This window comes from Methylobacter sp. S3L5C (genome assembly GCF_022788635.1).
Taxonomy (GTDB): Bacteria; Pseudomonadota; Gammaproteobacteria; order Methylococcales; family Methylomonadaceae; genus Methylobacter_C.
In genome coordinates this window covers 1602371-1627959 of record NZ_CP076024.1, presented here as the reverse complement: position 1 = coordinate 1627959, position 25589 = coordinate 1602371, and the positions used below count along the sequence as shown (strand labels likewise).

General features: G+C 43.8%; 23 protein-coding genes. 13 read left to right on the top strand and 10 right to left on the bottom strand.

Annotated features, from left to right (window positions below):
* Positions 1-931: 931 nt before the first annotated feature.
* The 7 genes from urtE to fmdA all read right to left on the bottom strand — a co-directional run bounded on the left by urtE (position 932) and on the right by fmdA (position 7569).
* Complete coding sequence (urtE, locus tag KKZ03_RS07540) at positions 932-1621, bottom strand: urea ABC transporter ATP-binding subunit UrtE (protein WP_243220900.1); 690 nt, start codon at positions 1619-1621, stop codon at positions 932-934.
* A gap of 52 nt (positions 1622-1673) precedes the next feature.
* Complete coding sequence (urtD, locus tag KKZ03_RS07535) at positions 1674-2417, bottom strand: urea ABC transporter ATP-binding protein UrtD (protein WP_243220899.1); 744 nt, start codon at positions 2415-2417, stop codon at positions 1674-1676.
* Positions 2410-3558, bottom strand: coding sequence for an urea ABC transporter permease subunit UrtC (gene urtC, locus KKZ03_RS07530; protein WP_243220898.1), 1149 nt, complete (start codon positions 3556-3558; stop codon positions 2410-2412). The genes urtD and urtC overlap by 8 nt, the downstream gene beginning before the upstream one ends.
* 11 nt (positions 3559-3569) lie before the next feature.
* Complete coding sequence (gene urtB, locus KKZ03_RS07525) at positions 3570-4487, bottom strand: urea ABC transporter permease subunit UrtB (RefSeq protein WP_243220897.1); 918 nt, start codon at positions 4485-4487, stop codon at positions 3570-3572.
* 104 nt (positions 4488-4591) lie between these two features.
* Positions 4592-5842: an urea ABC transporter substrate-binding protein gene (gene urtA, locus KKZ03_RS07520; RefSeq protein WP_243220896.1), complete on the bottom strand. Its 1251-nt coding sequence runs from the start codon at positions 5840-5842 to the stop codon at positions 4592-4594.
* A gap of 108 nt (positions 5843-5950) precedes the next feature.
* A complete protein-coding gene (locus KKZ03_RS07515) occupies positions 5951-6316 on the bottom strand; it encodes a zinc ribbon domain-containing protein (protein WP_243220895.1) in 366 nt (121 codons plus the stop codon).
* A 29-nt stretch (positions 6317-6345) separates the two neighbouring features.
* Complete coding sequence (gene fmdA / locus KKZ03_RS07510) at positions 6346-7569, bottom strand: formamidase (RefSeq protein ID WP_243220894.1); 1224 nt, start codon at positions 7567-7569, stop codon at positions 6346-6348.
* Positions 7570-7835: 266 nt separating this feature from the next.
* On the opposite strand from fmdA, the gene KKZ03_RS07505 reads away from it, so the two are divergent.
* From KKZ03_RS07505 to KKZ03_RS07470, 8 genes are all read left to right on the top strand, one after another.
* Positions 7836-8639 (top strand): hypothetical protein, encoded by an 804-nt coding sequence (locus KKZ03_RS07505; protein WP_243220893.1) that lies wholly within the window; start codon positions 7836-7838, stop codon positions 8637-8639.
* Positions 8640-8760: 121 nt separating this feature from the next.
* Complete coding sequence (locus KKZ03_RS07500; protein WP_243220892.1) at positions 8761-12117, top strand: ATP-binding protein; 3357 nt, start codon at positions 8761-8763, stop codon at positions 12115-12117.
* An 84-nt stretch (positions 12118-12201) separates the two neighbouring features.
* Positions 12202-13137, top strand: coding sequence for a response regulator transcription factor (locus KKZ03_RS07495; protein ID WP_243220891.1), 936 nt, complete (start codon positions 12202-12204; stop codon positions 13135-13137).
* A gap of 259 nt (positions 13138-13396) precedes the next feature.
* Positions 13397-14125, top strand: a complete 729-nt coding sequence (locus KKZ03_RS07490) for a DUF1538 domain-containing protein (RefSeq protein WP_243220890.1) — start codon at positions 13397-13399, stop codon at positions 14123-14125.
* Complete coding sequence (locus KKZ03_RS07485; protein ID WP_243220889.1) at positions 14122-14883, top strand: DUF1538 domain-containing protein; 762 nt, start codon at positions 14122-14124, stop codon at positions 14881-14883. The genes KKZ03_RS07490 and KKZ03_RS07485 overlap by 4 nt, the downstream gene beginning before the upstream one ends.
* A gap of 20 nt (positions 14884-14903) precedes the next feature.
* Positions 14904-15254, top strand: a complete 351-nt coding sequence (locus KKZ03_RS07480) for a P-II family nitrogen regulator (RefSeq protein ID WP_243220888.1) — start codon at positions 14904-14906, stop codon at positions 15252-15254.
* Positions 15251-15661, top strand: a complete 411-nt coding sequence (locus KKZ03_RS07475) for a CBS domain-containing protein (RefSeq protein WP_243220887.1) — start codon at positions 15251-15253, stop codon at positions 15659-15661. The genes KKZ03_RS07480 and KKZ03_RS07475 overlap by 4 nt, the downstream gene beginning before the upstream one ends.
* Positions 15662-15791: 130 nt before the next feature.
* Positions 15792-15995 carry a cold-shock protein gene (locus KKZ03_RS07470; protein WP_243220886.1) on the top strand — a complete coding sequence of 68 codons (204 nt, stop codon included), beginning with the start codon at positions 15792-15794 and terminating at the stop codon, positions 15993-15995.
* Between the two features lie 91 nt (positions 15996-16086).
* Here KKZ03_RS07470 and KKZ03_RS07465 read toward each other — a convergent pair whose 3' ends face one another.
* The 3 genes from KKZ03_RS07465 to KKZ03_RS07455 all read right to left on the bottom strand — a co-directional run bounded on the left by KKZ03_RS07465 (position 16087) and on the right by KKZ03_RS07455 (position 17530).
* Positions 16087-16500 carry a TM2 domain-containing protein gene (locus tag KKZ03_RS07465; protein WP_243220885.1) on the bottom strand — a complete coding sequence of 138 codons (414 nt, stop codon included), beginning with the start codon at positions 16498-16500 and terminating at the stop codon, positions 16087-16089.
* 232 nt (positions 16501-16732) lie between these two features.
* A complete protein-coding gene (locus KKZ03_RS07460) occupies positions 16733-17134 on the bottom strand; it encodes a transposase (protein WP_243220884.1) in 402 nt (133 codons plus the stop codon).
* 51 nt (positions 17135-17185) lie between these two features.
* Positions 17186-17530, bottom strand: coding sequence for a transposase (locus KKZ03_RS07455; RefSeq protein WP_243220883.1), 345 nt, complete (start codon positions 17528-17530; stop codon positions 17186-17188).
* A 204-nt stretch (positions 17531-17734) separates the two neighbouring features.
* On the opposite strand from KKZ03_RS07455, the gene KKZ03_RS21995 reads away from it, so the two are divergent.
* The 5 genes from KKZ03_RS21995 to KKZ03_RS07430 all read left to right on the top strand — a co-directional run bounded on the left by KKZ03_RS21995 (position 17735) and on the right by KKZ03_RS07430 (position 25418).
* Positions 17735-17869, top strand: a complete 135-nt coding sequence (locus KKZ03_RS21995; protein WP_371744870.1) for a hypothetical protein — start codon at positions 17735-17737, stop codon at positions 17867-17869.
* Between the two features lie 241 nt (positions 17870-18110).
* A complete protein-coding gene (locus KKZ03_RS07445) occupies positions 18111-20147 on the top strand; it encodes a TonB-dependent siderophore receptor (RefSeq protein ID WP_243220882.1) in 2037 nt (678 codons plus the stop codon).
* Between the two features lie 3 nt (positions 20148-20150).
* Entirely contained in the window at positions 20151-20696 is a 546-nt protein-coding gene (locus tag KKZ03_RS07440; protein WP_243220881.1) for a YfiR family protein, read from the top strand.
* 58 nt (positions 20697-20754) lie between these two features.
* Positions 20755-23655 carry a response regulator gene (locus KKZ03_RS07435; protein WP_243220880.1) on the top strand — a complete coding sequence of 967 codons (2901 nt, stop codon included), beginning with the start codon at positions 20755-20757 and terminating at the stop codon, positions 23653-23655.
* Between the two features lie 8 nt (positions 23656-23663).
* Positions 23664-25418, top strand: coding sequence for a GGDEF domain-containing response regulator (locus KKZ03_RS07430; RefSeq protein ID WP_243220879.1), 1755 nt, complete (start codon positions 23664-23666; stop codon positions 25416-25418).
* Positions 25419-25589 lie beyond the last annotated feature (171 nt).

Genomic DNA, 25589 nt, shown 5'->3' with positions numbered 1-25589 from the left:
TATAAATGCATCGACCCAATAGCGATGCCACCAAAACTGGCAGGGTCGATTATTCAGTTTGCAGCCGATTCCCACAATCCGTCAGATAACTCATTAGTTATTTGACGTATAACAGGAAAACCGGCTTTATTGGCCTGCAGAATCCTAAAATGGGCGCATCGACAATATTTTTGCTGTTAAAATCGAGTAAATATATCCGGGTAAATGGGCTTTTTTCAGAGGAGTACCCGCATCTTTCGCCGTTTGTTTTGAGCGAACCAAAGACAAGAATAAATGGCAAGAGAAGTAACCACAGAAATTAACTTGTCATGACACTGAATAACCTGATTGAAATAACTGCAGAAGCTTGCCGTTTAGCCTGAAACCATCCGCAAAAAGGGTTCTACTGATGCATACCTTTACGATAAATCGGGGATTAAAGCGGATAACTGGTTAAGGTAAAAAACGACAACGTGTTGGATGCTATAGATTTCCAAAAATAAAATTTCTAAATTCGCGTCGTCGTAGACTTATACAGATAACATCCCTTGAAGGGATGGTATCTATCGACAGAAAAATTATTTATCTGAAAATATATATCGGGATTTGGAAGTTCAAAGCGGTTAAAGACTTGTTGTGGATTAAACGACGATAGGCTGGAGTATGGCTGATGTAATTAAAAAAACACCGTGTCAGCCAGAAGATGGCTGATTATCTGAACATTTAAATGAATCAATGGATTGAAGTGTTTTAATCGTATTAGTTGACCGTGATCCCTTGCGACTGAAAACCAACGGTCAGAGTTAGAGCCATGAATTAATTACGTAAGGCGTGCCGTGCACACCTTAGCTTTCAAAGCGCGCACGGCACGCCCTACAGAAAGTAATGTCGAGTAATTAACTTCGGACTCTATATTTGAGGTAATAAAAAGTTGGTTAAGACATGCTCTCTGTCAAACCGACAAATATTTTTTAATCTGTGCGGCATCCACTTCACCACGTTTATCTTCATGGATAAACTTGCCCTTATCCATCACAATTATACGGTCAGCAATTTCCATGGTAAAACTGAGTACTTGCTCAGAGACTATAATGGTAATCTCACGCATTTTCCTGATTTCATTTAAGACTTTGGCAATGTCTTTAATAATGGAGGGCTGTATGCCTTCGGTGGGTTCGTCCAGCAACAGCACTTTAGGGTTGGTAACCAAAGCCCGTGCAATCGCCAACTGTTGCTGTTGCCCACCGGAAAGATTACCACCTTTACGTTTACGCATATCATACAACACCGGAAATAAGGCATAGATGTCATCAGGAATCTCCCGGGTTTTGGATTTTTCCAAACCCGTTTCAATATTTTCCTGTACGGTCATGGTTGGAAAAATCATTCTTCCCTGGGGTACGTAAGCCAGTCCTTTTGCAACACGTTGATAGGTTTCCACACCGTTTAAATTAACGCCATCGACCATGGTTTTAGAGGCATTACTGGGCAATATGCCCATCAGGGATTTAAACAATGTCGTTTTGCCCATGCCGTTTCGGCCCATAATGGCCAGTGTCTCGTTTTTTTCTGCCTTAAAACTTAAGCCATGAATCACCTGACTTTGGCCATAACTGACTTGTAAATCCGCTACTTCAAACATGATTAAATTCCTCTTGCTGGTTAACCGGTTTTATCTTGCAATCAAAAACCGTCTAGTGACCTAAATAAACTTCAATAACTTTTTCGTCCGACTGAACTTTTTCCATCGATCCTTCTGCCAAAATTTTACCTTGATGCAGTACCGTCACTTTATGGGCAATTTTTTTCACAAACTCCATGTCGTGCTCAATCACCAAAACAGAACGATTTTGACAAATTCGATTGAGTAAATCGGCTGTTTGATCACGCTCTTTAGCACTCATTCCGGCTACTGGCTCATCCAACATTAACAATTCCGGGTCTTGCATCAACAACATGCCAATCTCCAGCCATTGTTTCTGGCCATGACTTAACAAGGCCGCTTCCATTTGTAAATGCTCAGTCAGTAACACTTCTGCCGCGATTTTGTTAACTTGTTCGCTCAATGCCTGCGTGCGCTTAAAAGTTAAGCTGCCCCAGACCGACCGTCCTACCGGATAAGACACTTCAAGATTTTGATAAACAGTCAGATTCTCATAAATAGAAGGTGTCTGGAATTTCCTGCCAATCCCGGCGCGGACAATCTCGTGCTCGGCAAGTTGGGTCAGTTCTATATTATTAAACTTGATGGAGCCTGATGACGATTTTGTTTTACCACAAATCAAGTCCAGTACCGTGGTCTTGCCGGCACCATTGGGGCCAATCACCACTCGCAATTCATTTTTGTCGATATACATCGATAAGGCATCAACTGCCTTAAACCCGTCAAATGAAACCGTTAAGTCTTCAATAGCCAGTACAAAGTCGGTATTACTCATATTTTTCTCCGATCATCTTGGCGGCTTTTTTACTGAATTTGGCAACGTATTTAGACGCGATTCCGGAGACATTAAATTTCCTGGCATACTTGTCATAGATTCCAGCCAGACCGTCAGGAAAAAACATGACCACAGCGATAAACAGCCCACCCATCAAAAACAACCATAACTCCGGAAATGTCTCGGAAAACATCGTCCTGCCAAAATTAACCAGCAAGGTGCCATAAACAGCGCCAATCAAGGACATACGCCCACCCACTGCGGCAAAAATAACCATTTCAATGGACGGTACAATACCGACAAAACTGGGCGACATAAAACCGACCTGAAGCGTAAACATGGCTCCGCCAATTCCCGACATCATGGCCGCAACACAAAAAATGAATATTTTAAAATTTGAAACATCATAGCCGGAGAATCTGACGCGCTCTTCTTTATCACGCATCGCCAACAACAACATCCCAAATTTAGACGTTAATATGTAACGTGCCAGCAACATACAGCCGATTAACAAGCCTGCATTAACAAAATATAAAATGTATTTCGCGCTGTCCGTTCTGATATCCCAGCCCAGCATGGTTTTTAAGTCAGTAATACCGTTAACACCACCGGTATAACCTTGTTGACCGATAATTAAAATACTTAATATCAGGGCAATCGCCTGGGTAATAATGGCAAAATAAACACCACCCACACGCCGTTTAAACATGGCATAACCGATGATAAAAGCCAATAACGTCGGCACAACCAACACCAGTACCAGTGTTAAAGGCAAGCTTTTGAAGGGTAGCCAAAACCAGGGAAGCTCGGTTATTTGATTCCAATCCATAAAATCAGGAATACCGGGCGTAGTTTGAATCTTGGTACTGACAGGGTCTGATGCTTCCAGCTTAAGAAACATGGCCATACAGTAACCGCCCAAGCCAAAAAACATGCCTTGCCCGAGACTTAAAATTCCGCCATTACCCCACAACAACACCAAACTGACTGCCACAAAGGCGTAGGTAACATACTTGCCTAAAAGACCCAAGCGAAACAAATCCAGCCACAAGGGAAAAACCACAAGCAGCAACAGAGCCAATATCGCCAAGCCAACAGCCCCTTGCCTTCCGCCCAACAACTTATTTGATAGCTCTTTCATAACAGGTTCCTTTATCTACGTACTTTAGATGCAAACAAACCCTCGGGTCGCATCATCAAAATAATAACAATCGTCATCAAGGTAGCGACTTTACCCATGGAACTGGTCATAAAAAATTGCAAAATAGATTGTGCCTGGGCAATGCCAAACGCTGAGGCAATAGTTCCCATCAAACTTGCTGCACCACCAAAGACAACCACCATAAAACTATCGACAATATAAAGAGAGCCGGTAGTAGGGCCGGTAGAAGAGATTGTTGTAAATGCTGCGCCGGCAACACCGGCAATACCACAGCCCAAGGCAAAAGTAAGCCTGTCGACTTTTTGGGTATTGATACCAACAGCACTGGCCATAACCCGATTTTGCACGGTTGCCCGTACACGCAAGCCTCCCCTTGAACGAAACATAAAGAAATACACACCCAGCGTAACGACCAGGGCCAAAACCATCACGAACACACCATTAATCGGAATATCAATATCAGCGGTGGGTTGAAATGAACCCAGTAACCATTCCGGTAATTCTGCGCTCACTTCTTTGGCACCAAAGCTGGAGCGAAATGTTTGCTGCATGACCAGACTCAAGCCCCATGTCGCCAGCAAGGTATCCAAAGGCCGTTTGTAAAGATGTCGAATCAACAAATACTCAACTAAATAACCTATGAAAAAGGCCAGGATAAATGCGGCAATGATGGCAAAAACAAAGTAGGAGTTAACCATCTCGTATTTAACAGCCAGTTTTGACATGAATACTGCCGTATATGCACCAACCATCATAAACTCACCATGCGCCATATTGATCACACCCATCTGACCAAAAATAATGGCAAGACCCAGCGCCATCAGTAACAAGACGCTAAACAGGCTTAATCCCGAAAAGCCCTGCATTACCATAATGTTGCCTACTTCATCCATCGTATATCCAAACATAACCAGCCTCCGGCTAACCAATCTTACACATAGAAATCTGTTTTTACTTACCGTAACAGTCTTCAGCTTAAGACTGCTACGGCTTACTTCCTAAAGCTCAATCTTTATTGATAACCTTTGGGGAATGGATCAGGATTAATCAAACCAGACTCATAAACGACATCAGCCTGACCATCTTTACGCCATTTTCCGATTCGTAACTTGCTTAACAAATGGTGGTTTGCATCGACCTTGACATAACCTTCAGGTGCCGTCGTCATCTCATAGCCCGGCAATGCGACGACTACCTTGTCCACGTCAAAACTGCCGGCACGCTCAACAGCCGCTTTCCATAACCAAGGCCCCAGATAAGCCGCTTGGGTTACGTCACCAATCACCGCATTTTCGCCATAAGCTTTCTTGAATTCTGCGACGAATTTATCGTTATTAGGATTCTTCAAAGTTTGGAAATACTTCATTGCCGAATAAAAACCCTCCAGATTTTCACCACCAATACCCAGCACCTCATCTTCGGTTACTGAAATAGTCAGCATGGTTTGTTTCTTGGAATTTAAACCGGCTGCATTCAATTGCTTAAACCAGGCAACATTACTACCGCCAACAACAGCTGCGTAGATTACGTCAGGTTTTTTTAGCTTGATTTTGTTAATCACAGAACCAAACTGCGTATCACCCAAAGCCACATATTCTTCGCCGACAACCTTGCCGCCCAAATGCTGCTCAATATGTTTACGGGCAATTTTCATGGAAGTACGTGGCCAAATATAATCAGAACCAATCAGATAAAAAGTTTTGGCCTTTTTCTCTTTTGTTATCCAATCCAAACCGGCAAGAATTTGCTGGGTTGCCTCTTGGCCGGTATAAAACACATTTTTGGATTGCTCAAGGCCTTCATAAAAAGTGGGATAAAACAGTAAGCCGTTATCTTTTTCAAAAACAGGCAACGCGGCCTTACGAGATGCCGATGTCCAACAGCCAAAAACAGCGGCCACTTTGTCACTTTCCAATAGTTTCTTGGATTTTTCAGCAAAGGTAGGCCAGTCACTGGCACCATCTTCCTGAACAACCTCAATTTTTCTACCCAACACACCGCCCATTTCGTTAATTTGAGCAATCGCCAGTTTTTCAGCCTGAATGGAACCCGTTTCACTAATCGCCATAGTGCCGGTTGCCGAATGCAAAATACCTACCGTTACCGTTTTATCGGTAACCGCAAGACCCGTTGTGCTAACCGCTGCCGTTGGAAAATCAGCCGCACTCGCACTACCCGTAGCCATGGAAAGACCCAAGGCAAGAGAGACACCTACAAGAACAGATGCCTTTTTTATAAATTGACGCCTATCAGAACTACTCATCAGTTTCTCCTAATTAAAAAAATAAAACATTCATACATCTGTTCAAAATTAAATCCCTTCCCAACCCAATCCAATCCAAATTTTCTTATCCCAACTTTTACCCATTGTTTAATGCCCGAGCATCCAGGGCCTTGCCGTTCTCTTTGTTTGCATCTGAAAAACAGCCCCCTGCTGTTCAGACTGACTAGCCTGATCTTTTTTGGTACGAGATTTATCCGTCCCTGGTTGGCAGGTATGCCCGCCTGAACATCCGCAACTGGAGCGACGCCTGGTTGCCGGTTCATGAGCTGATTTTTCATTGCGCTCATGGGCTACACGCTGGTCGTTACCTACCAAGGCATAGTGCGGCACAGAAATTATGCGTTCACTTGCCGCGCCACAGTTTTTGCAAATACCTTGCAGACTGGATTCACTCATTTTCCTGATTGCCGAAAAAGTACCGCAGTCATCACATCGATATTCATATAAAGGCATACCTAAACTCCATTGATTACTGTCTATAACTAGCTTGTCTTTGCCATGTCGGCGCTACCGGTAATAATTTTCTTTGGCCCGTCCGCATTCGGTTTCAAATCAAAATCAAATATTTCTGTAGGTAACCAGAGCGTCGCACAGGCATTCGGTATATCAACAACGCCGCTGATATGCCCTTCAACCGGTGCAGTACCCAAAATCGATAAGGCCTGGGCACCGCTGTAACCAAATTTCTTGAGATATTCAATTGCATTTAAACAGGCCTGACGGTAAGCGACATGCACATCCAGATAATGTTGCGTGCCTTTTTCATCGACTGAAATCCCTTCAAAAATGAGATAATCACGATACGAAGGCGTTAGTGGACTGGGTTGAAAAATTGGATTTTTGATGCCGTATTTTTTGACGCCGTCTTTAATCAAACTAACTTTAATATCCAGATAACCTGCCATTTCAATGGCACCACAGAAAGTAATTTCACCATCGCCTTGAGAAAAATGCAGATCGCCCATGGAGAGGCCACCATCTTTCACATAAACAGGAAAAAATACTTTGGAGCCTTTGGTAAGATTTTTAATATCACAGTTACCACCATGCTCACGAGGAGGTACTGTTCGGGCACCTTCTGCTGCTGCCACTTTGGCCGCATCGCCAGTCAATTTACCCATTACCGCAGACTGGGAATTTGGTGGCAGCGCCAAGGCCGGAATGCGATCAGGATCCGTAGCAATGAGCTCGGCTTCGCGCTTGTTCCATGTTTCGAGTAATTCTCTTGACGGCAAACAACCAATTAAACCAGGATGCATAATGCCTGCAAACTTAACATTAGGGATGTGTCTGGACGTTGTGTAAATACCGTGAAAATCCCAAATTGATTTACGCGCCTCAGGATAATGATCGGTTAAAAATCCGCCCCCGTTTTCCTTGGAAAAAAGTCCGTTAAAACCCCATTGGGAATCGTCAAAAGTACCCACATCCAAAATATCCACGACCATCAGATCACCCGGCTCGGCACCTTCAACACCAATGGGACCGCTCAGGTAATGTACTTGCGTTAAATCGACATCCCTTATATCATTGGCGCTGTCATTATTGCCTATTTGACCGCCGGTCCAATCCATACATTCCACACGAAACTCATCACCGGGTTTGACCATTGCAACCATAGGCAAATCAGGATGCCAGCGATTATGAATCAAGCCCTCTTGCTCCCATGGCTTTTTATTACGATCCAATTTAATTAAACTTTTCATAAGGCAATCTCCTTAACGGTAAATTTCAATAACAACAGGGTTGTTTCATATAAAGCCCTCTTAATAAGATCCTTCATCCAAAGCCCCCTTTTGTTGCCAAATATAAATGCATTCGTTATAGCGTAATGCGGGTAAAGCTGTCGATTAAGATTATTCAGTTTTCAGCCAGTCGGCACAATCCGTCAAATAACGCATAAGTCATTTAACGTATGGCAGCCAAAGGCTGATTTTCGTACAGTATCGGTACACTATAATTAGGAGCTGCCATGAGCTTGCATGATTTACCAAAACACTATGCCGTTATCGGCGCACTGCTTTTTACCGGTCTTACCGGAACATCTGCGCTTGCCGTTGAACCCAAGTCCGCGAGTATCGACCCGGCAGCAATAACCGCGATTAACTTCAGTCTTGCCAATGAAAATATCGAACAGTTTGGTTTTAATTTGTCACGGCAGCAGATAGCTGAACAGGTAAGCAAAAATCTGGCCGAATGGCAGTTTCCCGTCAAACTTGCTGACAGTCATTATTCGCATACTCTTGAAGCCAGACTGGATAAGATAGTCCATCAAGAAACACCGGTTGGGTTCTCGTTTAGCAGTGGTAATGCAGACCCAAGAGCGGCCGATTTCCAAAAAACCGACGTACTGCCGATCAGCTGCAGACTGAGTAAAATTGGCAGTACCGGTAGTCCTGTCGAACATAAAATGACTTTCAGTGCTCACGGACTTTTTAACGACTCCAGCCAGACTAAAATAACCGAAAAGCTGGTTGATCAGATAAGTACTACCTGCTTTGATCTGTTGGATGATTTAAAGATACCTGCGCTTAACAAAAAACCGGAGACCACTTCGTTTAAGCCGACCTGGATGCCTACGGTGCAAGTGGTAGTGAAACAAGTTCCCCGCACGGTGAATACTAAGGTAGTGAAACAAGTACCCGGCACGGTGAATACTGAAAAACCCGATTCCAGTGACAGTGATAATGAAACCAACAAGGTAAGCGATAAAGAGCTTATCATTAACAATCAGGGATCTCCGCTGACCCTCCATTTAGGTCATGAGCGACGTTGATTTCTGCACTGCTTCTACGCTCTCTGCCAGTTGAATGGCTAAAGGCGAGTCTGCATTTTATAAATTGTGCAGACTCGCCTTTAAACAGCCTTCTGGATAGAAATCGAATTAACCGAATACCGTGAAAGCCAACATTCATCAACACATTACCAAAATTCGCCGCGACTATAATGCTCTGGTAGCCAATGAAACCATGGAAGATTACGCCTTGCGCTACGCGCCACGCAGTTTTCGTAAGTGGTCGGAGTTTCAGGTCGCCAATACCGCCTTCGGCTCTACCTCGTTTCTGGTGCTGGAAGCAATCGGTGGCTTTTTGTCGATCAACTACGGTTTTACCAATGCCTTTTGGGCAATTGTGGTGGTCGCCATCGTGATTTTTATCACCAGCTTGCCCATCAGCTATTACGCCGCCCGCTACCATATTGATATTGATTTATTAACCCGCAGTGCCGGTTTTGGCTATATTGGTTCCACGGTCACTTCGTTGATTTATGCATCCTTTACTTTCACCCTGTTTGCGCTTGAAGCCTCGATCATGTCGCTGGCACTTGAGTTGTATTTCCATATTCCGTTGGCGATTGCTTATATTATCAGTGCGGTACTGGTAATCCCTCTGGTGACCTTCGGCATAACCACCATTAGCCGAATGCAGTTGTGGACACAGCCGTTATGGTTACTGTTACTCATTGCACCCTATGTGGCAGTGGCACTGCGCGAACCTGATGCAATACCGATCTTAAAAACCTATTTCTGGTTTGCCGGCAGTGGGCAAGGCTTCGACTGGCTATTGTTCGGTGCCGCAGCGACTATTGCCTTTTCCATGATGGCGCAAATCGGTGAACAAGTGGATTTTTTACGCTTTATGCCTGACAAAACCGAAGCGAACAAACTACGCTGGTGGGTGGCGATGATTGCCGGCGGACCGGGCTGGATCATATTTGGAGCCCTCAGGCAGTTATTGGGCGCTTTGCTAGCACATTTGGCCATACGTCACGGCATTAGCCCGGAACATGCCCATGAACCTACCCAAATGTATCTGGTCGCTTATAACCAGCTTTTCAGTAATCCGCAATGGGCGCTAGCGGCTACCACACTATTTATCATTCTCAGCCAGGTCAAGATTAATGTAACCAATGCCTATGCCGGCTCGCTGGCCTGGTCCAACTTTTTTTCGCGGCTAACTCATAGTCATCCGGGACGAGTCGTCTGGTTACTGTTTAATGTATTGATCGCCTTGTTACTGATGGAATTTGGTGTGTTTGGCGCATTGGAAAAAGTGCTGGGATTATTTTCTCATATGGCGATTGCCTGGATTTGTACGATTGCCGCAGAATTAATGATCAACAAACCACTAGGCTTAAGCCCGAATATCGTTGAGTTCAAGCGCGCCTATCTGTCAGATTTTAATCCGGTCGGCATTTTTTCCACACTCTGCGCCTCAGTAATGTCGATACTGGCCTATATCGGTCTGTTTGGAGAAATTCCCAAAGCATTTTCAGGTTTTATCGCCTTGGGACTGGCATTTATACTAACACCGATCATTGCCTGGTTAACAAAAGGCAAACATTATCTGACGCGCGACCGCGACGAAAACAACCCTAAATCAGCCAATAAATGTTCAATTTGCGAAAATAAATTCGAGCATGAAGATATGGCCTATTGCCCGGCGTATGCAGGGAGTATTTGCTCGCTGTGCTGCACATTGGACGCGCGTTGTCTGGATGCCTGCAAAACCGGCTTTCGTTTTGATGATTATCTGGAGATACTGGCAAAACGCTGCCTGCCTGCGGCGATGGATATGACATCCCGATTGCGCTTACTGCGTTTTACCCTGATGTTTTTATTCCTGTCTATGTTGACCGGGGTTTTTATCAGTATCATTTATTATCAGGATCTGATGAGTGTGCAACATAACTTTGCATCGTTTCATCTGCTACTGAATAATTTTTTTAAAATTTATGCCTCGCTATTGGTGTTTATCGGCCTGTGTACCTGGTGGCTGATACTAAATGTAGAAAGTCGACGGGTAGCGCAGGAAGAAACGGTTAAACAGACTCAACTGTTACTATTGGAAATTGAAGAGCATAAAAAAACGGACAGTAAATTAAAGGAATCCATGAAAATGGCCAATACGGCCAATCAGGCGAAAAGCCGTTTTCTCAGCAATATGAGCCACGAAATACGTTCCCCCTTAAACAGTATTATCGGCTATTCCTATATACTGCACAAAGACCCAAGTATACCTGAAAACAGAAGGCAGGCAGTTGATACACTGAAGCGTAGTGGCGAACATTTATCGGCTCTAATAGAGGATATACTTGATATTGCCCGCATCGAAGCACGTAAATTTGAATTAAACTACGAGCCGTTTAATTTTCATGAATTTATTGAGCATTTGATGCGTATTTACAAAGCTCAAGCGGAAGATAAAGGCTTATCGTTTCGTTGTCAGATAATCAATACCTTACCGCAACGCGTACGAGCCGATGAAAGACGCGTTGGACAAATTTTGATTAATATCCTGAGCAATGCCGTTAAATTCACCCAGACAGGTGAAATCATTTTTAGTATCGGCTATAACGGAGGCGTTGCCAAATTCGAGATTACCGATACCGGTGAAGGTATTCCGGAGGAACAGTTACAAGATATCTTCGAGCCTTTCACCCGCCTGCACAATGCCACTGGAACCGCTATCTCGGGCAGTGGTCTGGGCTTAACGATCAGTAAAATTCTCGCTGAAATCATGGGTGGAGAGCTCACTGTCACCAGTAAGCCCGGTCAGGGCTCCACTTTTACAGTACGGTTATTTTTAGCCAACCTCGGAGCCAGTCCCGACCTTTATGAAGCCGAAAACATTGCCGGTTACCAGGGGCGTCGGCAAAAAATACTGGTCGTTGATGATCAGCACGATCACCGTGATTTAATGGTATCAATTCTGGAACCCTTGGGCTTTATAATGACTGAAGCCGATTCTGGTGAAGATTGCCTGTTAAAGGTAGAGAAAATACAGCCTGATCTTATTCTGCTTGATTTAGCCATGTCTGGAATCGATGGCTCGGAAACCACCCGACAACTGCGTAATAAAGGTCTGTTAATGCCGATTATCATACTTAGCGCGAACGCCTATCAAGCCGACCGTCTTAATGCCATGACTGCCGGAGCCAATGATTTTCTGGCTAAACCTGTCAAGGTTCCGCACTTGTTAAACAAGCTAAAACTGCATCTGGCGCTAAACTGGATTTGCCAGAATGATAATATTGATTTGGCTGCTACATCAACCGAAGAGCCTTTATTGCTACCACCAGCCGACGAAATTAAAAACCTCGTCCATTTTGTTCGAATAGGTGACCTTTTAGGACTTAACAAGCACCTTGATGAACTGATCAGGAAGCAACCAAAATATCAACCGTTTGTGTCAAGAGTTAAAGCACTGGCCAGTGAATTTCGTATTGCTGAAATCAAGAAACTATTGGCATAAATAAACCCTGCGGCCAGGGTAACAAATCATTCAAATAATGGATTATAAAAAAATCCAATGGCTATTTAAACATGAGATTCTCGAATGGAAATTGAAACACCCTACGTCAATGGCACGGTGATGATTGTTGATGACACGCCCGGAAATCTGGCACTGCTGTCCGATACACTGTCCGAAGCGGGTTACCGCGTATTGGTCGCTACTGACGGCCTCGCTGCGCTGGAACAAATTGATTATTTAAAACCCGACATCATTTTGATGGATGTTCTCATGCCGGGTATCGATGGTTTTGAAACCTGTCGACGGCTTAAAGCGGATCCGCTTAAAGCCGATATTCCGGTGTTATTCATGACCGGTTTAAGCGAACTTGACGATCTGCTCCGCGGTTTTAGTGAAGGTGGCCTGGATTATATTATCAAACCGATACGTCCACCGGAAGTGCTGGCCAGAATAGATGTCCATCTTGGCTTGGCTCGCGATAAACGGCGTGCAGAAAATGCACTAAGTCAAGGCACGTTCTCGGCATTGACTATCGACGCCTCCGGCGGTATTACTTGGCTAACCCCTGCAGCTAAAGTACTGCTCATCGAAGTAATGCAGCCCACTGCATCAATAACAATCAATGACTATTTACCCGAACCAATACTCGCTTGGGCAAAAAAACGCCTTGAATCTGTTGCTACAACTGACAAGGAATCCGCCGATGATTACCTTACCAACACCGGTTTCTCAATCAAAATGGCACCCTGCCAAAGCTCTGGTGAGTATCTGCTTCTGTTAAAGAAAAGCAGCCGTGAATGGAATCTGGCATCATTGAAAGACTCTTTAGGGCTTACCTTTCGTGAAGCGGAAATACTGATGTGGATATCGCGAGGAAAAACCAATAAAGAGGTCGGACTAATACTCGAAAGCAGCCATCGTACCGTCAACAAACATCTGGAACATATTTTTGAAAAACTTGGTGTAGCAACCCGTGCAGCCGCAGTTGCGATAGTGCTGCAACGTACGGACTCAAGATAAATAGACCCGTTTGGTTATTAACAACGATTGCAAGGATGCAGGAAATGAATAAAAAGACCGGCAAGTCGGGTCTGTTATTCCCAATAAATCGCCTAAAAAGATTCAATAATAACCTTCAGCGATTGCACAAAGTCATAGTTCTTTAACGCCAACCTGACAATGCTTAAGCCTGCTGAACTTTAAAGTTTCTTATGTACAGGGTAGCTTTACTCGTCCAATTTACTATACAATCAGGTGATGTTAAAAAATTGGAAGGCCTATGTTAAAGAACCGTTTTGTGCAACAACTATTCAGCAGTTTCATAGATCTTACTCCAATTCTTGTCGTTGTTTTGATTTTTCAGGTCCTGATTATTCGCCAGCCTTTGCCTGATGCCGCTAATTTAATTACCGGCGCACTCTTTGTTATTATTGGCCTTACCCTGTTTATTCAGGGACTGGAACAAAGCCTTTTTCCTCTAGGTGAGTCAATGGCTTACGCTTTCGCCAACAAAGGTAGTTTATTCTGGCTGTTAGCTTTTGCTTTTTGCCTGGGTTTTGGAGCCGCCGTTGCTGAACCTGCCCTGCTAGCCATTGCTGAAAAAGCAGCAAATATCGCCAGTATTGGTAACATGATTGAACAAACCGATACTGCCAAGGGTAATTATGCCTTCGGGTTGCGGATGACTGTCGCCCTGTCTGTCGGTTTTTCCATTTTAATCGGCATATTAAGAATTATCCGTGGCTGGCCGGTCTATTACCCGGTTTTTTGCGCTTATGCCTGCGTAGCTATCATAACACCCTTTGCACCCGCAGAAATTATTGGCATCGCTTATGATGCAGGTGGTATCGCCACCTCAACGATTACCGTGCCTTTAGTAACTGCTCTGGGTGTCGGACTGGCCACTGCCATCAAGGGTCGTAACCCGATGACAGACGGCTTTGGACTGATCATCCTTGCCTCAATAACACCGATGATTTTTGTGATGGCTTACGGGATGATTATATGATTGAATGGATGGTTAATTTTGCCCTGCAACTACTGGAAACCTGTAAAGATATTTTGCCTATTGTTGCCGTTATCATCGGTTTTCAATTATTGGTTATTCGTAAACCCCTACCTCGTCTTAAAAAAACATTGATCGGTTTTTTGTATGTTCTACTAGGAATTGCTTTCTTTTTGGAAGGCCTGGATATGGCGTTGTTTCCGCTGGGAAGTATAATGGCATCGCAATTGACTACCCCTGAATTTTTAGGCATTAATCCACTCGATCAAACCATTTTCTGGCAAACTTATTTCTGGATTTATATTTTTGCTGCCAGCATCGGTTTCGCTACGGCATTAGCCGAACCTTCTTTACTCGCTGTTGCCCTTAAAGCCGAACAAATTTCCGGCGGCACCATAAATGCATGGGGATTGCGAATTGCTGTAGCCATCGGCGTTGGTTTTGGCCTGGCTCTTGGTTCTTTTCGAATTGTCACAGGAATAGAACTTTATTATTTCATAATCCCGGGCTATGTTATTGTGCTGATCCAAACCCGGTTTACCCCTAAAATGATTATCGGGCTGGCTTATGACTCGGGCGGGATAACGACTTCAATGGTTACCGTACCTATGGTGACTGCGTTAGGCTTGGGACTGGCCGAAGCCGTACCGGGCAGAAACCCGTTATTGGATGGCTTTGGCTTAATAGCCTTTGCCAGTTTATTCCCCATCATTGCTGTTCTGGGTTATGCGCAAATTGCCCAATGGCTAAACAGAACTTAATCTAAACTCTGAGAAAAACCATGCATTTCAAATTAATTATTGCCCTTGTCGAAGATGATAAAACCGATCTGGTGATTGAAACGGCGCGTAAAAATGGTGCCAAAGGCGCAACTGTTGTCAATAATGCACGCGGCGAAGGCCGCAAGCGCTCCAAAACCTTTTTTGGCCTGACCCTCGAAACTCAACGGGATGTACTGTTATTTCTGGTCGAAGAACACCACAGCAGGCGCATTCTGGAAACCATTGCTGCAACGGCGGAATTTGATAATAAACCCGGCACCGGCATTGCTTTCCAGATTGATGTTGAAGACGCCATTGGCGTCATGCACCAGGTTGAAGAACTAACCCATGAACTTGAGGATTCAATATGATAGAAAAAAGCAACCCCATCCGTGTCAAAGACGTCATGAAAACCGATTTTGCTACCATTGACGGCATTGCCACGGTAGCGGAGGCCTTAATAAAGATGAAAACACTTAAAACAGCGGTGCTTATTGTCAATAAACGCAATGAAAATGATGAATACGGTATGCTGACTTCAGGTGATATCGCTCGTCACGTGCTCGCCAAAGACCGCGCACCTGACCGGGTCAATGTTTATGAGATCATGAGTAAACCGGTAATTACTGTACATCCCGATATGGATATCCGTTATTGCTCGCGGCTTTTTGCCAATTACAACCTGATCAGAGCTCCTGTTGTTGAAAACAAGATAGTTATCGGTATGGTCAGTCCTAATTCAATGGTTCTGGATGGGCTGTACAAAACAGTTCAATAAATGGCATCCTGTTGAAAATAGCAGTACAATCCTCCCCCAGCAGAGTAAAGATGTTGAACGAGTGGATCTCCCGGTTATCAATGTTGTAGTTCTGTGTTAACCGTAAGTTTTATTTTAGGAGTTTTTCAAAATGGCAACAGGCACTGTAAAGTGGTTTAACAACACTAAAGGTTTTGGTTTTATAGCACCTTCTGATGGCGGCGAAGATGTTTTCGTTCATCATTCCGTAATTCAGGGTGATGGCTTTAAAACCCTGATTGAAGGTCAAACCGTGACTTTTGACATTGAATCTGGACCAAAAGGCTTAACCGCTGTTAATGTTTATCCCAAATAAGCGATAACCACTCAGTTTCAAAAAAGGCTCTTGTTATTTGGCAAGAGCCTTTTTTTATGTCCGGAAATTTTATATCGATTATTTTTTAAAATTATTTAAAAGGACGGCCTTTAGCATCTTTATTGATATGACCGCCAAAAAGCAGAATGGCATCGATAAATCCCCATAGCACTCCATATCCATGAGTTGCTACGGTCAACGCTAACTGCATAAGCCCTATTTTATAATAGCCCAAATAAAACCTATGCACGCCTACACCACCCAAAAGCAAAGCCAACACCGCCGCTACATACTTATATTTAACGGCTGTAGGCGGAGTCAAATAAGCACCTACCAATTTAATCTGTCGCGCCAGCGTTCCTTCCGAGTCAAAGCTGACATCATCACCCACGTCTGGAGATACTTGCGCAACCCAGTCATCCAAATGAAACGTATAAGAATTTTTCTCGCTTTTTACCACCCCGGTTTGGCTATCGGCATCATAACTTTCAATATATCCAATCATTTATACCCTCTATTATATTCAGCTTGTAGACTTAACAGCTAACCGTCTGTTTTATCAAACATTTATTATCGTTTATTTGTTACTATTCTTGCTTGTTTTAATTTATGCCGCACCATATCTGCACCGATAGTTTGACGGTACACTTAGGATAAAAATAATGGCAACCGCTCAAAAAAATAAAAAACAAGGATGGCACAACATCATATCGTATTTTTCTTAATTATATCTGATGTTACGCAGTCCGTAATTTTTGCAGCTCTGCATAAGCCATTTGGTTCGCCTTGATGAACAGCTTAGTTAGTAATACAAAATGATTGGCCTTGTGTTTTATCTTCAGACATTCCAGCTTGAATACAGCATAAATCGACATGAAGACATGATTGTTCTGTGTGGTGATGGTACGGGTTGGTGATTTCGCCAACCCCGCATTGGGTTTTAATGATTTATGAAACTCCTCAACTTTCCATCGTTTTTGGTAGATTGCTGCTACTTGTTCGCCATTGCACGTTAAATCACTGCACACCAGATTCAATAAGCCAATGCTGCCGTCTTTGTTTGTAAAGATTCTGCTGACAAAAAGCACCTCATGAGGGAAACCTTTCATCCAGCCACGCACTGCTTTTTTATCTGTCAATTCCAGTTGACTGATTCGTACAAAGCGTTCTTATTTCTTGTCTTCTAGAATTTACGTATTGACGGCAAATGAAAGAACGGGGTTTAAACTTTCATTCCCAATGATGAATTCAGAAATGAAAGTAGCGACGACCTTTTTGAACAATTCATGGCGTATTTGGTAACAGTTCATGATGGTCTTATTTGTCGTAAGTCTTTGTAATTGAAAATAACCATAAATAGCGGCAAACAAATGATTCTTTGTAGCCTGCTTACCACGCACTTGAAACTTTTCGGTATTACAAACCTGTTTGATGGCACGATGATATTGTTCGATTTGCCAATGCTTATCATGTTCAAGGTCAAATGCTTGACGATCAAACTGGCTGAGTTTTTCTTCGTTGGGCAGATAAACCACATAATGACGCAGCTGGTCTTTTAGCCGTATTCGAAAAAGTTTAACGTTTCCATAGTCCTTCAACCAGACCAGTATCGCAAAGGTACTGTTGTTTAGTGATGGCCTGACGCTTGCCAGTGAAAAATTGATCAGCTACTACTCTTTGCGGTTTCAAATCGAGTTTAACTTCCGCGATGTCAAACAATATTGGGGTTGGAAGATTTTATGAATGCCAAAGAAATGCAAGTCAACAATGCGGCCAACTTCTCCTTGTTCGTGGTCCCTTTTTCACCGCTTTTATCGGCAAAAATAGTATTTAAAAGTAGTATGGTTTTAGATGAAGCAACGATACTTAAGTAGTTTAATTTTTAGTGAGGCAATGCACGTAAATTTTTCATATTTATTATGATTAATGACCATAAATCCTCGCTAATCATTATTATTAATCACAAATCATAATGTATCATCCTGCCAATAAGTTCTATTATTTTACTTTACATACTGCGCATAAAATAATATTTACGCCAATATAGGTAAAAAATAAATGGCATAAAATAAATTATTTTTACTGATTTTTCCAAAATACTGAAGATTAAGTTATATGATTAATAATAAAAAAGTAGTCATTGACTATTATCTATCCTTACTTATTTTATGTTTCAGCCCGCTGGTTATCGCTGAAAAACAAACTGAGGCAGTCGACTTGAGTGTAGAAGACCTACTCAATGTCGAAGTCACTTCCGTGGCCAAAAAAGCCCAATCCCTGAATGATGCGCCTGCCGCTGCGTTTGTTATTTCCAATGACGACATAAAACGCTCCGGTGCCACTAACATTCCAGATGCTTTACGTCTTGCGCCTGGTCTGGATGTTGCCAGAATTGACGCCAACCAATGGGCAGTCAGCTCCCGAGGTTTTAACGGCCGTTTTGCCAATAAATTACTGGTTCTTATTGACGGCCGTAACGCCTATAGTCGTTCTTTTTCCGGCGTGTACTGGGAAAACCAAGATGTCATGATGGAAGACATCGACCGCATCGAAATCATCCGCGGCCCGGGAGCAGCATTGTGGGGCAATAATGCGGTAAATGGCGTTATCAACGTAATCACCAAATCTTCATCCCAAACTCAGGGTGGCTTGGTAAATGCAGGCGGCGGCACCCAAGAGCAGGGCTTTGGCTCATTGCGCTATGGCACAAAATTAGGTGAAAACACCACGGCAAGAGCCTATGTGAAAGGTTTTGATCGCAGCCAAAACACATTGCAGTCAGGCGGGAAAGCCGGTGATAACTGGGATAAAGTGCAAGGTGGCTTTCGATTGGACTCGCACCTAAGCACCCAGGATGCACTGACAGTTCAGGGTGATATTTATCAAGCCAATATCAACCAACTTGCCTATTTTTCGCAAATCACGTCTCCTTATCAGGGCACCCAAAATGTTAAAAACAGCGACTCTGGCGGCAACCTCCTTAGTCGCTTGCAGCATACTTTTTCACCAACATCGGATTATTCGCTACAGTTTTATTACGATACCTACGCCCATAATGAGAGTATGTATAGCGATAATCGTGACACCCTGGATCTGGAATTCCAACACCGTTTTGCCATGCTGGACTGGCATGAAATCATCTGGGGATCGGGTTACCGTTATGGTCATGACCGTATTGCAGGTAACCAGCTCCAAAATGGTTCAGCACCAATCGCAAATATAAATCCGGCCAGTGTCAATGACCAATTGTACAGTGCCTTTATTCAGGATGAACTGACACTAATAAACAACAAACTCTGGCTAACGATCGGCTCCAGATTCGAACATAACGACTACAGTGGTTTCGAGGGTCAACCATCAGCCAAAATCATGTGGGCACCGCACAATCAACATAGGCTGTGGACTGGCGTTTCAAGAGCTGTTCGTACGCCATCACGGATAGAAAAAGGTGGTTCGGTTCTAACCGGCGTTATTCCTCCCCAAACCCTGCCTTTTCCCCCTTTTGGTACGCCACCTGTAGCAACATTAGCCCAAGGTAACTCTGACTATATGTCTGAAGAAGTCATGACTTATGAAGCGGGTTATAGAACGACCTTTTCCAAAGCAATTTCTCTGGATGTTACCGGATTTTACAATGATTACCACGACCTGCGTTATGCGCTTCAAGGAACGCCGTACTTCACAGGTAACGCAATGGTTGTGCCACTAGATTTTACCAACGCCTTGGCAGGTAAAACTTATGGTGTCGAAATCGCCACTGTCTGGCAAATGCTGGACTGGTGGCGCTGGGATGCCAATTACAGTTGGTTACAGACACAGATTAACAATATGCCCTTTACGCAGACTAACATCAGCCCTCAACAGCGGATGTCATTGCGTGGCGCATTCTCGCCTTGGCAATCCATAGACCTGGATTTCTGGCTTCGTTATGTGGACAGCAATTTTTCAGTAGGCTCATTTGGCAAGACTACTGTCAAAGGCTACGCCACACTGGATTTGCGCGCGGCGTGGCACCCCATCAAAGATATTGAATTGTCGCTGGTTGGCCAAAATCTGCTGTCACCAAATCATCTTGAATATATAGCAGAAAACCAGACCTTTCCAACCTTAATTAACCGTGGGATGTATGGAAAAGTAAGCTGGAAATTTTGACATATGATAAATCAGGTCAAAAAATTTCTACCGCCATTACTGGGGCTAAGTTTATTACTCAACACTCACTCGCAAATGTATGCCCAATCATTGGAAGAACAAACGGTATTGGCAGCCCTGGCGCTGAATATTGTACGTTTCACCACTTGGCCTGATGAAGCGCAAACGCGCATCAAAGAATCAATTGATTTCTGTGTGATAGGCGATAACGTCGTACAAGAATCCTTTATCAGTATTAACAATAAAGTCGTAGGCAATAAAACGCTACAAATTATCAATTTATCGCGCTTGCGCAATTTTGAAGATTGTCACGTCCTATATATCAGCGAATTAAAGCAAAACGTTTTGTTACAAGTTTTTGCCGACATAAACAAACATCCACTACTAACCATCGGCCAAGGCTACGATTTTGCCGCGCAAGGCGGCATGGTAGGCCTGGAAAATGTGGACGGAAAAATTACCTTACATGTCAATTTGCCTGTAGTGCACGAATCAAAGCTGAATATCAGCGCAAGATTATTAAAACTGGCCAAAATTATCGGTGAATGAAAAAATGACTATAAAATGGTTTAATAACGCTCCGATACGGGTAAAGTTAATCTCGATCATGACTTTAACAACCATGCTGGCTCTGCTTCTGGTAATGGCTTCCGTAGTAATTAATGAATACTTCACCAAAAAGCACGCCACCGAAAATCAGCTGTCGTTAATAGCGGATATTATCGTCTGGAACGCTTCCGCCTCATTAACTTTTAATGACGTCCAAACTGGTCAGGAACTTCTAAACGGTATGCGTAGCCAGTCCAGCGTAATCGCTGCCCGTTTGTATGACAAGAACGGCACTATTTTTGCGGCTTACCAATCATCAAAAGAGCCGGTAACAATCCGAACCAGCGAAACCATCAAAAACATCATCGCTATCCCTCAAAACAGTACGCCAACACATAGCCTGATTGAATACCTACAATCACAATTAATCACTTGGTATAGTCAATTATTACAGCCAAATACAAAAAATGCACCATTACCACGTTATAGACAAGTCATTACTTATGATGAAAACAATATTTTAAATTTATTCAGGCCTATTTTACAAGATGATGAACTACAAGGTATTTTACATTTAGCTGATGACCAAAGTGGACTGCAAGCCTTACTTAACAGATTTTATTTAATCATTAGTCTGATTTTTGTTGTTACCGGCATCGCAATCATCATTGTCTCCACTAAATTACAACAGGTTTTTCTGGCGCCTCTATTGGAACTGATACTGGCTATGCAAACCGTAGCCCGTGAAAAAAACTTCACACATCGGATCACCAAAATCGGCGCTGATGAATTTGGTGAAATGGCAACTGTTTATAACAGCATGCTGATCGAAGTTCAGGAACGTGACGAACAATTACAGCAATATAGAATGCATCTGGAACAACAAGTTATCGCTCGTACCCAGGAGTTATCCGAGAAAAACCAGAGCCTTGAAGCAGCTATTCAAGATGCAATCACGGCAAAAGAGCAGGCTGAAGCTGCCAGCAATGCCAAATCCCAATTTCTTGCCAATATGAGTCATGAAATCCGCACCCCTATGAACGGAGTGCTGGGTATGACCGAATTATTGCTACGTACCGACTTATCGGAAAAACAAAGGCGTTTCGCGCTAATGGCGCATAAATCCGGGGAATTACTGCTATCGATCATAAACGACATCCTCGATTTTTCCAAAATCGAAGCAGGACACTTGGAATTGGAAAATCTGGATTTCAAACTCCATAAAATCATTGAGGACGTTGTTGAAATTTTTGCTGAACAAGCCCATGACAAGGGCCTGCGACTGAACTACCGTATTGCATCAGAAATACCCGAAATATTCAAAGGCGATCCTACCCGAATACAGCAAGTTCTTGGCAATCTGGTAAATAATGCCGTCAAATTTACCGGACATGGCGAAATAATGGTTGATGTCAGCCTAAACGACAATCCGGGAGCATCCGCGCAGGTAGCCGATGCCGCCCCGTTGAATATTCGCATTACAGTGCGCGACACCGGTATTGGCATCAGTGAAGATGAACTGTCACATCTATTCAAAGCATTCTCTCAAGCCGATGGCTCAACCACTCGTAAATATGGTGGCACCGGTCTAGGATTAGCGATTTCCAAGCAATTGGTAGAATTAATGGGGGGGAAGATCAGCGTAAACTCTTATCCCGACCAAGGAAGCACCTTCTCCTTTACCCTCCCTCTATTGACAGCAAACAGTTTAGAACCAAACCTATCGTTGGAGCCTTCAGGGCTGGCGGGCCTTAAGCTACTGATCGTTGCAGATAATGATACCAACAGGGATATTTTAAAAAACTACGCAATGTCTTGGGGCATGTCGGTGGACGCTGTATCAAGCGGCTTATCGGCCTTGGGCTTGCTCAGAAAATCGGCCGATCACCAATCGCAATACAACTTGGTGATAATCGATATGAAGATAGTCGACATGAATGGACTCGAATTAGGTCAACACATCAAAGCCGACCAGAAATTGGCACTCATACCTCTAGTTATGCTGGCCTCTACGCAGTTTAAAGCCGAAGTCACCGAAGCGAAAAAAACCGAATTTGCAGCTTTTATTATCAAACCAATACGTAAGGCCGAACTTTATCAATCTCTGCTGAGCGCCTTGTTGCCTGACTCAAACCTGACAACGACAGAAAATATCGACGTTTCTTGCTCCACATCGACATCGCCAAGCGCACATATCCTGCTGGTCGAGGATAATCCCGTCAATCGGGAGGTTGTCCAAGCCATGTTGCAAGGCTTCGGTTGCTTGGTTGACATCGCCCAAAATGGTTTGGAAGCGCTCCAGGCCATTGAGCACAATTCCTATAACCTGGTGCTGATGGATTGCATGATGCCGGAAATGGACGGCTACGCTGCAACTAAGGAAATAAGACTCCGCCAAAGCTCCGGTAAGTTACCCCATATTCCCATCATTGCCTTGACAGCCAATGCGATCGAAGGTGACCGCGAGAAATGCATAATGGCCGGCATGGACGATTACTTGGCTAAACCGTTCAGGACTGAAGCCTTGCTCCGCTTAATTAAACTATGGGTAAAAGCTTTCGCAATTATGGCCGATAACATCGGAGATCCTGCCATAGCAGCAAAATTGGTCATCAATGATACCGCGCTGGTAGCAATTCGCACCATAGGCGGTAATGAATTACTGCTCCGCGTAATTACACTCTATCTGAGTAATGCCCACACACTCCTACAATCATTAGAACAAGGCTGGGCCACAGGCGATCTCGGTGCCATCCGCTCGGCGTCTCACACGCTAAAGTCCAGCAGCAATCAGGTCGGTGCCAATGGGCTGGCCCAGCTGTGCCATGAGGTAGAAAACGATGCGCGAAATCATTGCTATGATACTTCGGAGCAAACGCTTTTACGTATAAAACAGGAATTCTCCAATACCCATGCTGCGTTGAACACGTATCTTGAGCAATCCTTACCCATTAATTAGGAACAGACATGCAAGTCCCATCCCACATTATCATCATCGACGATGACTCCCTGATCCGATTAGTGGTTGCCATGGCACTACAGGCGGCCGGCTTTATAACCAGCGAAGCGGCTAGCGGCAAAGAAGGCTTGCAATTATTTCATAAAAAAGGAGCGGACGCGATCTTGCTGGACGTCATCATGCCGGGCGGCATGGATGGTTTTGAGACCTGTTCGGAGTTTCGAAAATTGCCGACAGCCAAGTACATCCCAGTGCTGATGATGACAGGCTTGGAGGATATGGAGTCAATTAATCACGCTTTTGAAGTCGGTGCGACCGACTTCATAACCAAACCCATCAATATCCCGTTGTTGGGTTACCGGGTTCGCTATATGCTCAGAGCCAGTCAAACTACACGGCGCTTGGTAGAAAGTGAGCAACGCTTACACAACTTGGCTTATTTTGACTGTCTGACCGAATTACCCAACCGACATTTTTTTCTAGAACACTTACAGATCATGATTAATTTGGCGCAACGGAAAAAAATAAAACTAGCTGTACTGTTTATGGATCTTGACGGCTTTAAGCGAATCAATGATACCTTAGGGCACCATCTGGGCGATTTGGTTCTTCAGACTACTGGCGACCGCTTGCGCAAAAACATACGAAGTAGTGATACCTTGGTAAGAACGGGCGCGACCCAAGACGGACTCTCAATAGCACGACTGGGTGGTGATGAATTCACCGTACTCTTGCCGATGATAGATCGTAATGAAGATGCTGCAACCGTTGCCCAGCGAATATGTACCAGTTTGGCCCAACCATTCCTCTGTGGTGATCAAGAACTCTACACGAGTACCAGTATCGGTATTGCCATATACCCGAACGACGGAGAGACCGCAGAGGAACTGCTAAAAAATGCCGATTTGGCCATGTACTACGCAAAACGCCTTGGGGGTAATACATACCAGTATTTCACGGCCAAGATGTCAGAAACGGCATTACTTCGACTCAATCTGGAAAATCATCTGCGTAAGGCTATAGAACTCAATGAACTGGAGCTACATTACCAGCCGCAACTCGATATTCGAACAGGTGAGTTTAGCGGTCTGGAAGCATTAATACGTTGGAACTGCCGGGAGTTGGGTCGCCTTTCTCCTGATCAATTTATTCCTTTGGCAGAAGAGATCGGTCTGATCGTAACTATTGGTGTGTGGGTGCTACGCGAGGCCTGCCAACAGGCCAAAAAATGGCGAGATCAGGGTATTCCTTTGAGCAACATGGCCGTCAATATCTCGGCAACTCAATTCCTGCAAAAAGGTTTCTCCAAACAAGTAGAGATGATATTGGCTGAAACAGGACTAGAGCCTGACGTGTTGGAATTGGAGCTAACCGAAAGCATTTTGATCAATGATGAAACTATCGTTCTGGACATCCTGCGATCGCTGAAGAAAATAGGCGTCCAATTGGCGATAGATGACTTTGGGACAGGCTACTCCAGCTTGAGTCGACTCAATAATTTTCCCATCGATCGATTGAAGATAGATCAAAGTTTTGTTAGCGACTTGGAACTAAATTCGGACAGTGCGGCGATTGTAGTCGCTATCATCAACATGGCCAAAGGCATTAGATTAAAAGTTATAGCAGAAGGCGTTGAAACCCAAGGCCAGCTGGCATTTCTGACCAATAAGGGCTGTAACGAAGTACAGGGGTATCTTCTGAGTAAGCCTCTACCAATGGCACAAACCGAAGAATTTCTTATGAAGCAGATACATGGAAATTAGGAAAGCCTGTCGTAAATTCATGGAGCCCCAAAAATAGTGTACAGACTTGACTACAATGCTGAAAAAATCCGGTAAGATTTTCGGGAAAGGTTTAAGTAACCGTAAAAAGTTAAAATTAACCAACACAGATATCAATACTTCGGACAGTTTTGATTTGATTAAAAAATAGTC

What these genes read in the sequence shown, in the direction of transcription:
- KKZ03_RS07495 (WP_243220891.1), top strand. Translation starts at nt 12,202, where the DNA reads ATGGAAATTGAAACACCCTACGTCAATGGCACGGTGATGATTGTTGAT.
- KKZ03_RS21995 (WP_371744870.1), top strand. Translation starts at nt 17,735, where the DNA reads ATGAATGCCAAAGAAATGCAAGTCAACAATGCGGCCAACTTCTCCTTG.
- KKZ03_RS07505 (WP_243220893.1), top strand. Translation starts at nt 7,836, where the DNA reads ATGAGCTTGCATGATTTACCAAAACACTATGCCGTTATCGGCGCACTG.
- urtD (WP_243220899.1), bottom strand. Translation starts at nt 2,417, where the DNA reads ATGAGTAATACCGACTTTGTACTGGCTATTGAAGACTTAACGGTTTCA.
- KKZ03_RS07485 (WP_243220889.1), top strand. Translation starts at nt 14,122, where the DNA reads ATGATTGAATGGATGGTTAATTTTGCCCTGCAACTACTGGAAACCTGT.
- KKZ03_RS07465 (WP_243220885.1), bottom strand. Translation starts at nt 16,500, where the DNA reads ATGATTGGATATATTGAAAGTTATGATGCCGATAGCCAAACCGGGGTG.
- KKZ03_RS07470 (WP_243220886.1), top strand. Translation starts at nt 15,792, where the DNA reads ATGGCAACAGGCACTGTAAAGTGGTTTAACAACACTAAAGGTTTTGGT.
- urtB (WP_243220897.1), bottom strand. Translation starts at nt 4,487, where the DNA reads ATGTTTGGATATACGATGGATGAAGTAGGCAACATTATGGTAATGCAG.
- KKZ03_RS07515 (WP_243220895.1), bottom strand. Translation starts at nt 6,316, where the DNA reads ATGCCTTTATATGAATATCGATGTGATGACTGCGGTACTTTTTCGGCA.
- urtC (WP_243220898.1), bottom strand. Translation starts at nt 3,558, where the DNA reads ATGAAAGAGCTATCAAATAAGTTGTTGGGCGGAAGGCAAGGGGCTGTT.
- KKZ03_RS07445 (WP_243220882.1), top strand. Translation starts at nt 18,111, where the DNA reads ATGATTAATAATAAAAAAGTAGTCATTGACTATTATCTATCCTTACTT.
- fmdA (WP_243220894.1), bottom strand. Translation starts at nt 7,569, where the DNA reads ATGAAAAGTTTAATTAAATTGGATCGTAATAAAAAGCCATGGGAGCAA.
- KKZ03_RS07475 (WP_243220887.1), top strand. Translation starts at nt 15,251, where the DNA reads ATGATAGAAAAAAGCAACCCCATCCGTGTCAAAGACGTCATGAAAACC.
- KKZ03_RS07480 (WP_243220888.1), top strand. Translation starts at nt 14,904, where the DNA reads ATGCATTTCAAATTAATTATTGCCCTTGTCGAAGATGATAAAACCGAT.
- KKZ03_RS07430 (WP_243220879.1), top strand. Translation starts at nt 23,664, where the DNA reads ATGCAAGTCCCATCCCACATTATCATCATCGACGATGACTCCCTGATC.
- KKZ03_RS07435 (WP_243220880.1), top strand. Translation starts at nt 20,755, where the DNA reads ATGACTTTAACAACCATGCTGGCTCTGCTTCTGGTAATGGCTTCCGTA.
- urtE (WP_243220900.1), bottom strand. Translation starts at nt 1,621, where the DNA reads ATGTTTGAAGTAGCGGATTTACAAGTCAGTTATGGCCAAAGTCAGGTG.
- urtA (WP_243220896.1), bottom strand. Translation starts at nt 5,842, where the DNA reads ATGAGTAGTTCTGATAGGCGTCAATTTATAAAAAAGGCATCTGTTCTT.
- KKZ03_RS07490 (WP_243220890.1), top strand. Translation starts at nt 13,397, where the DNA reads ATGTTAAAGAACCGTTTTGTGCAACAACTATTCAGCAGTTTCATAGAT.
- KKZ03_RS07440 (WP_243220881.1), top strand. Translation starts at nt 20,151, where the DNA reads ATGATAAATCAGGTCAAAAAATTTCTACCGCCATTACTGGGGCTAAGT.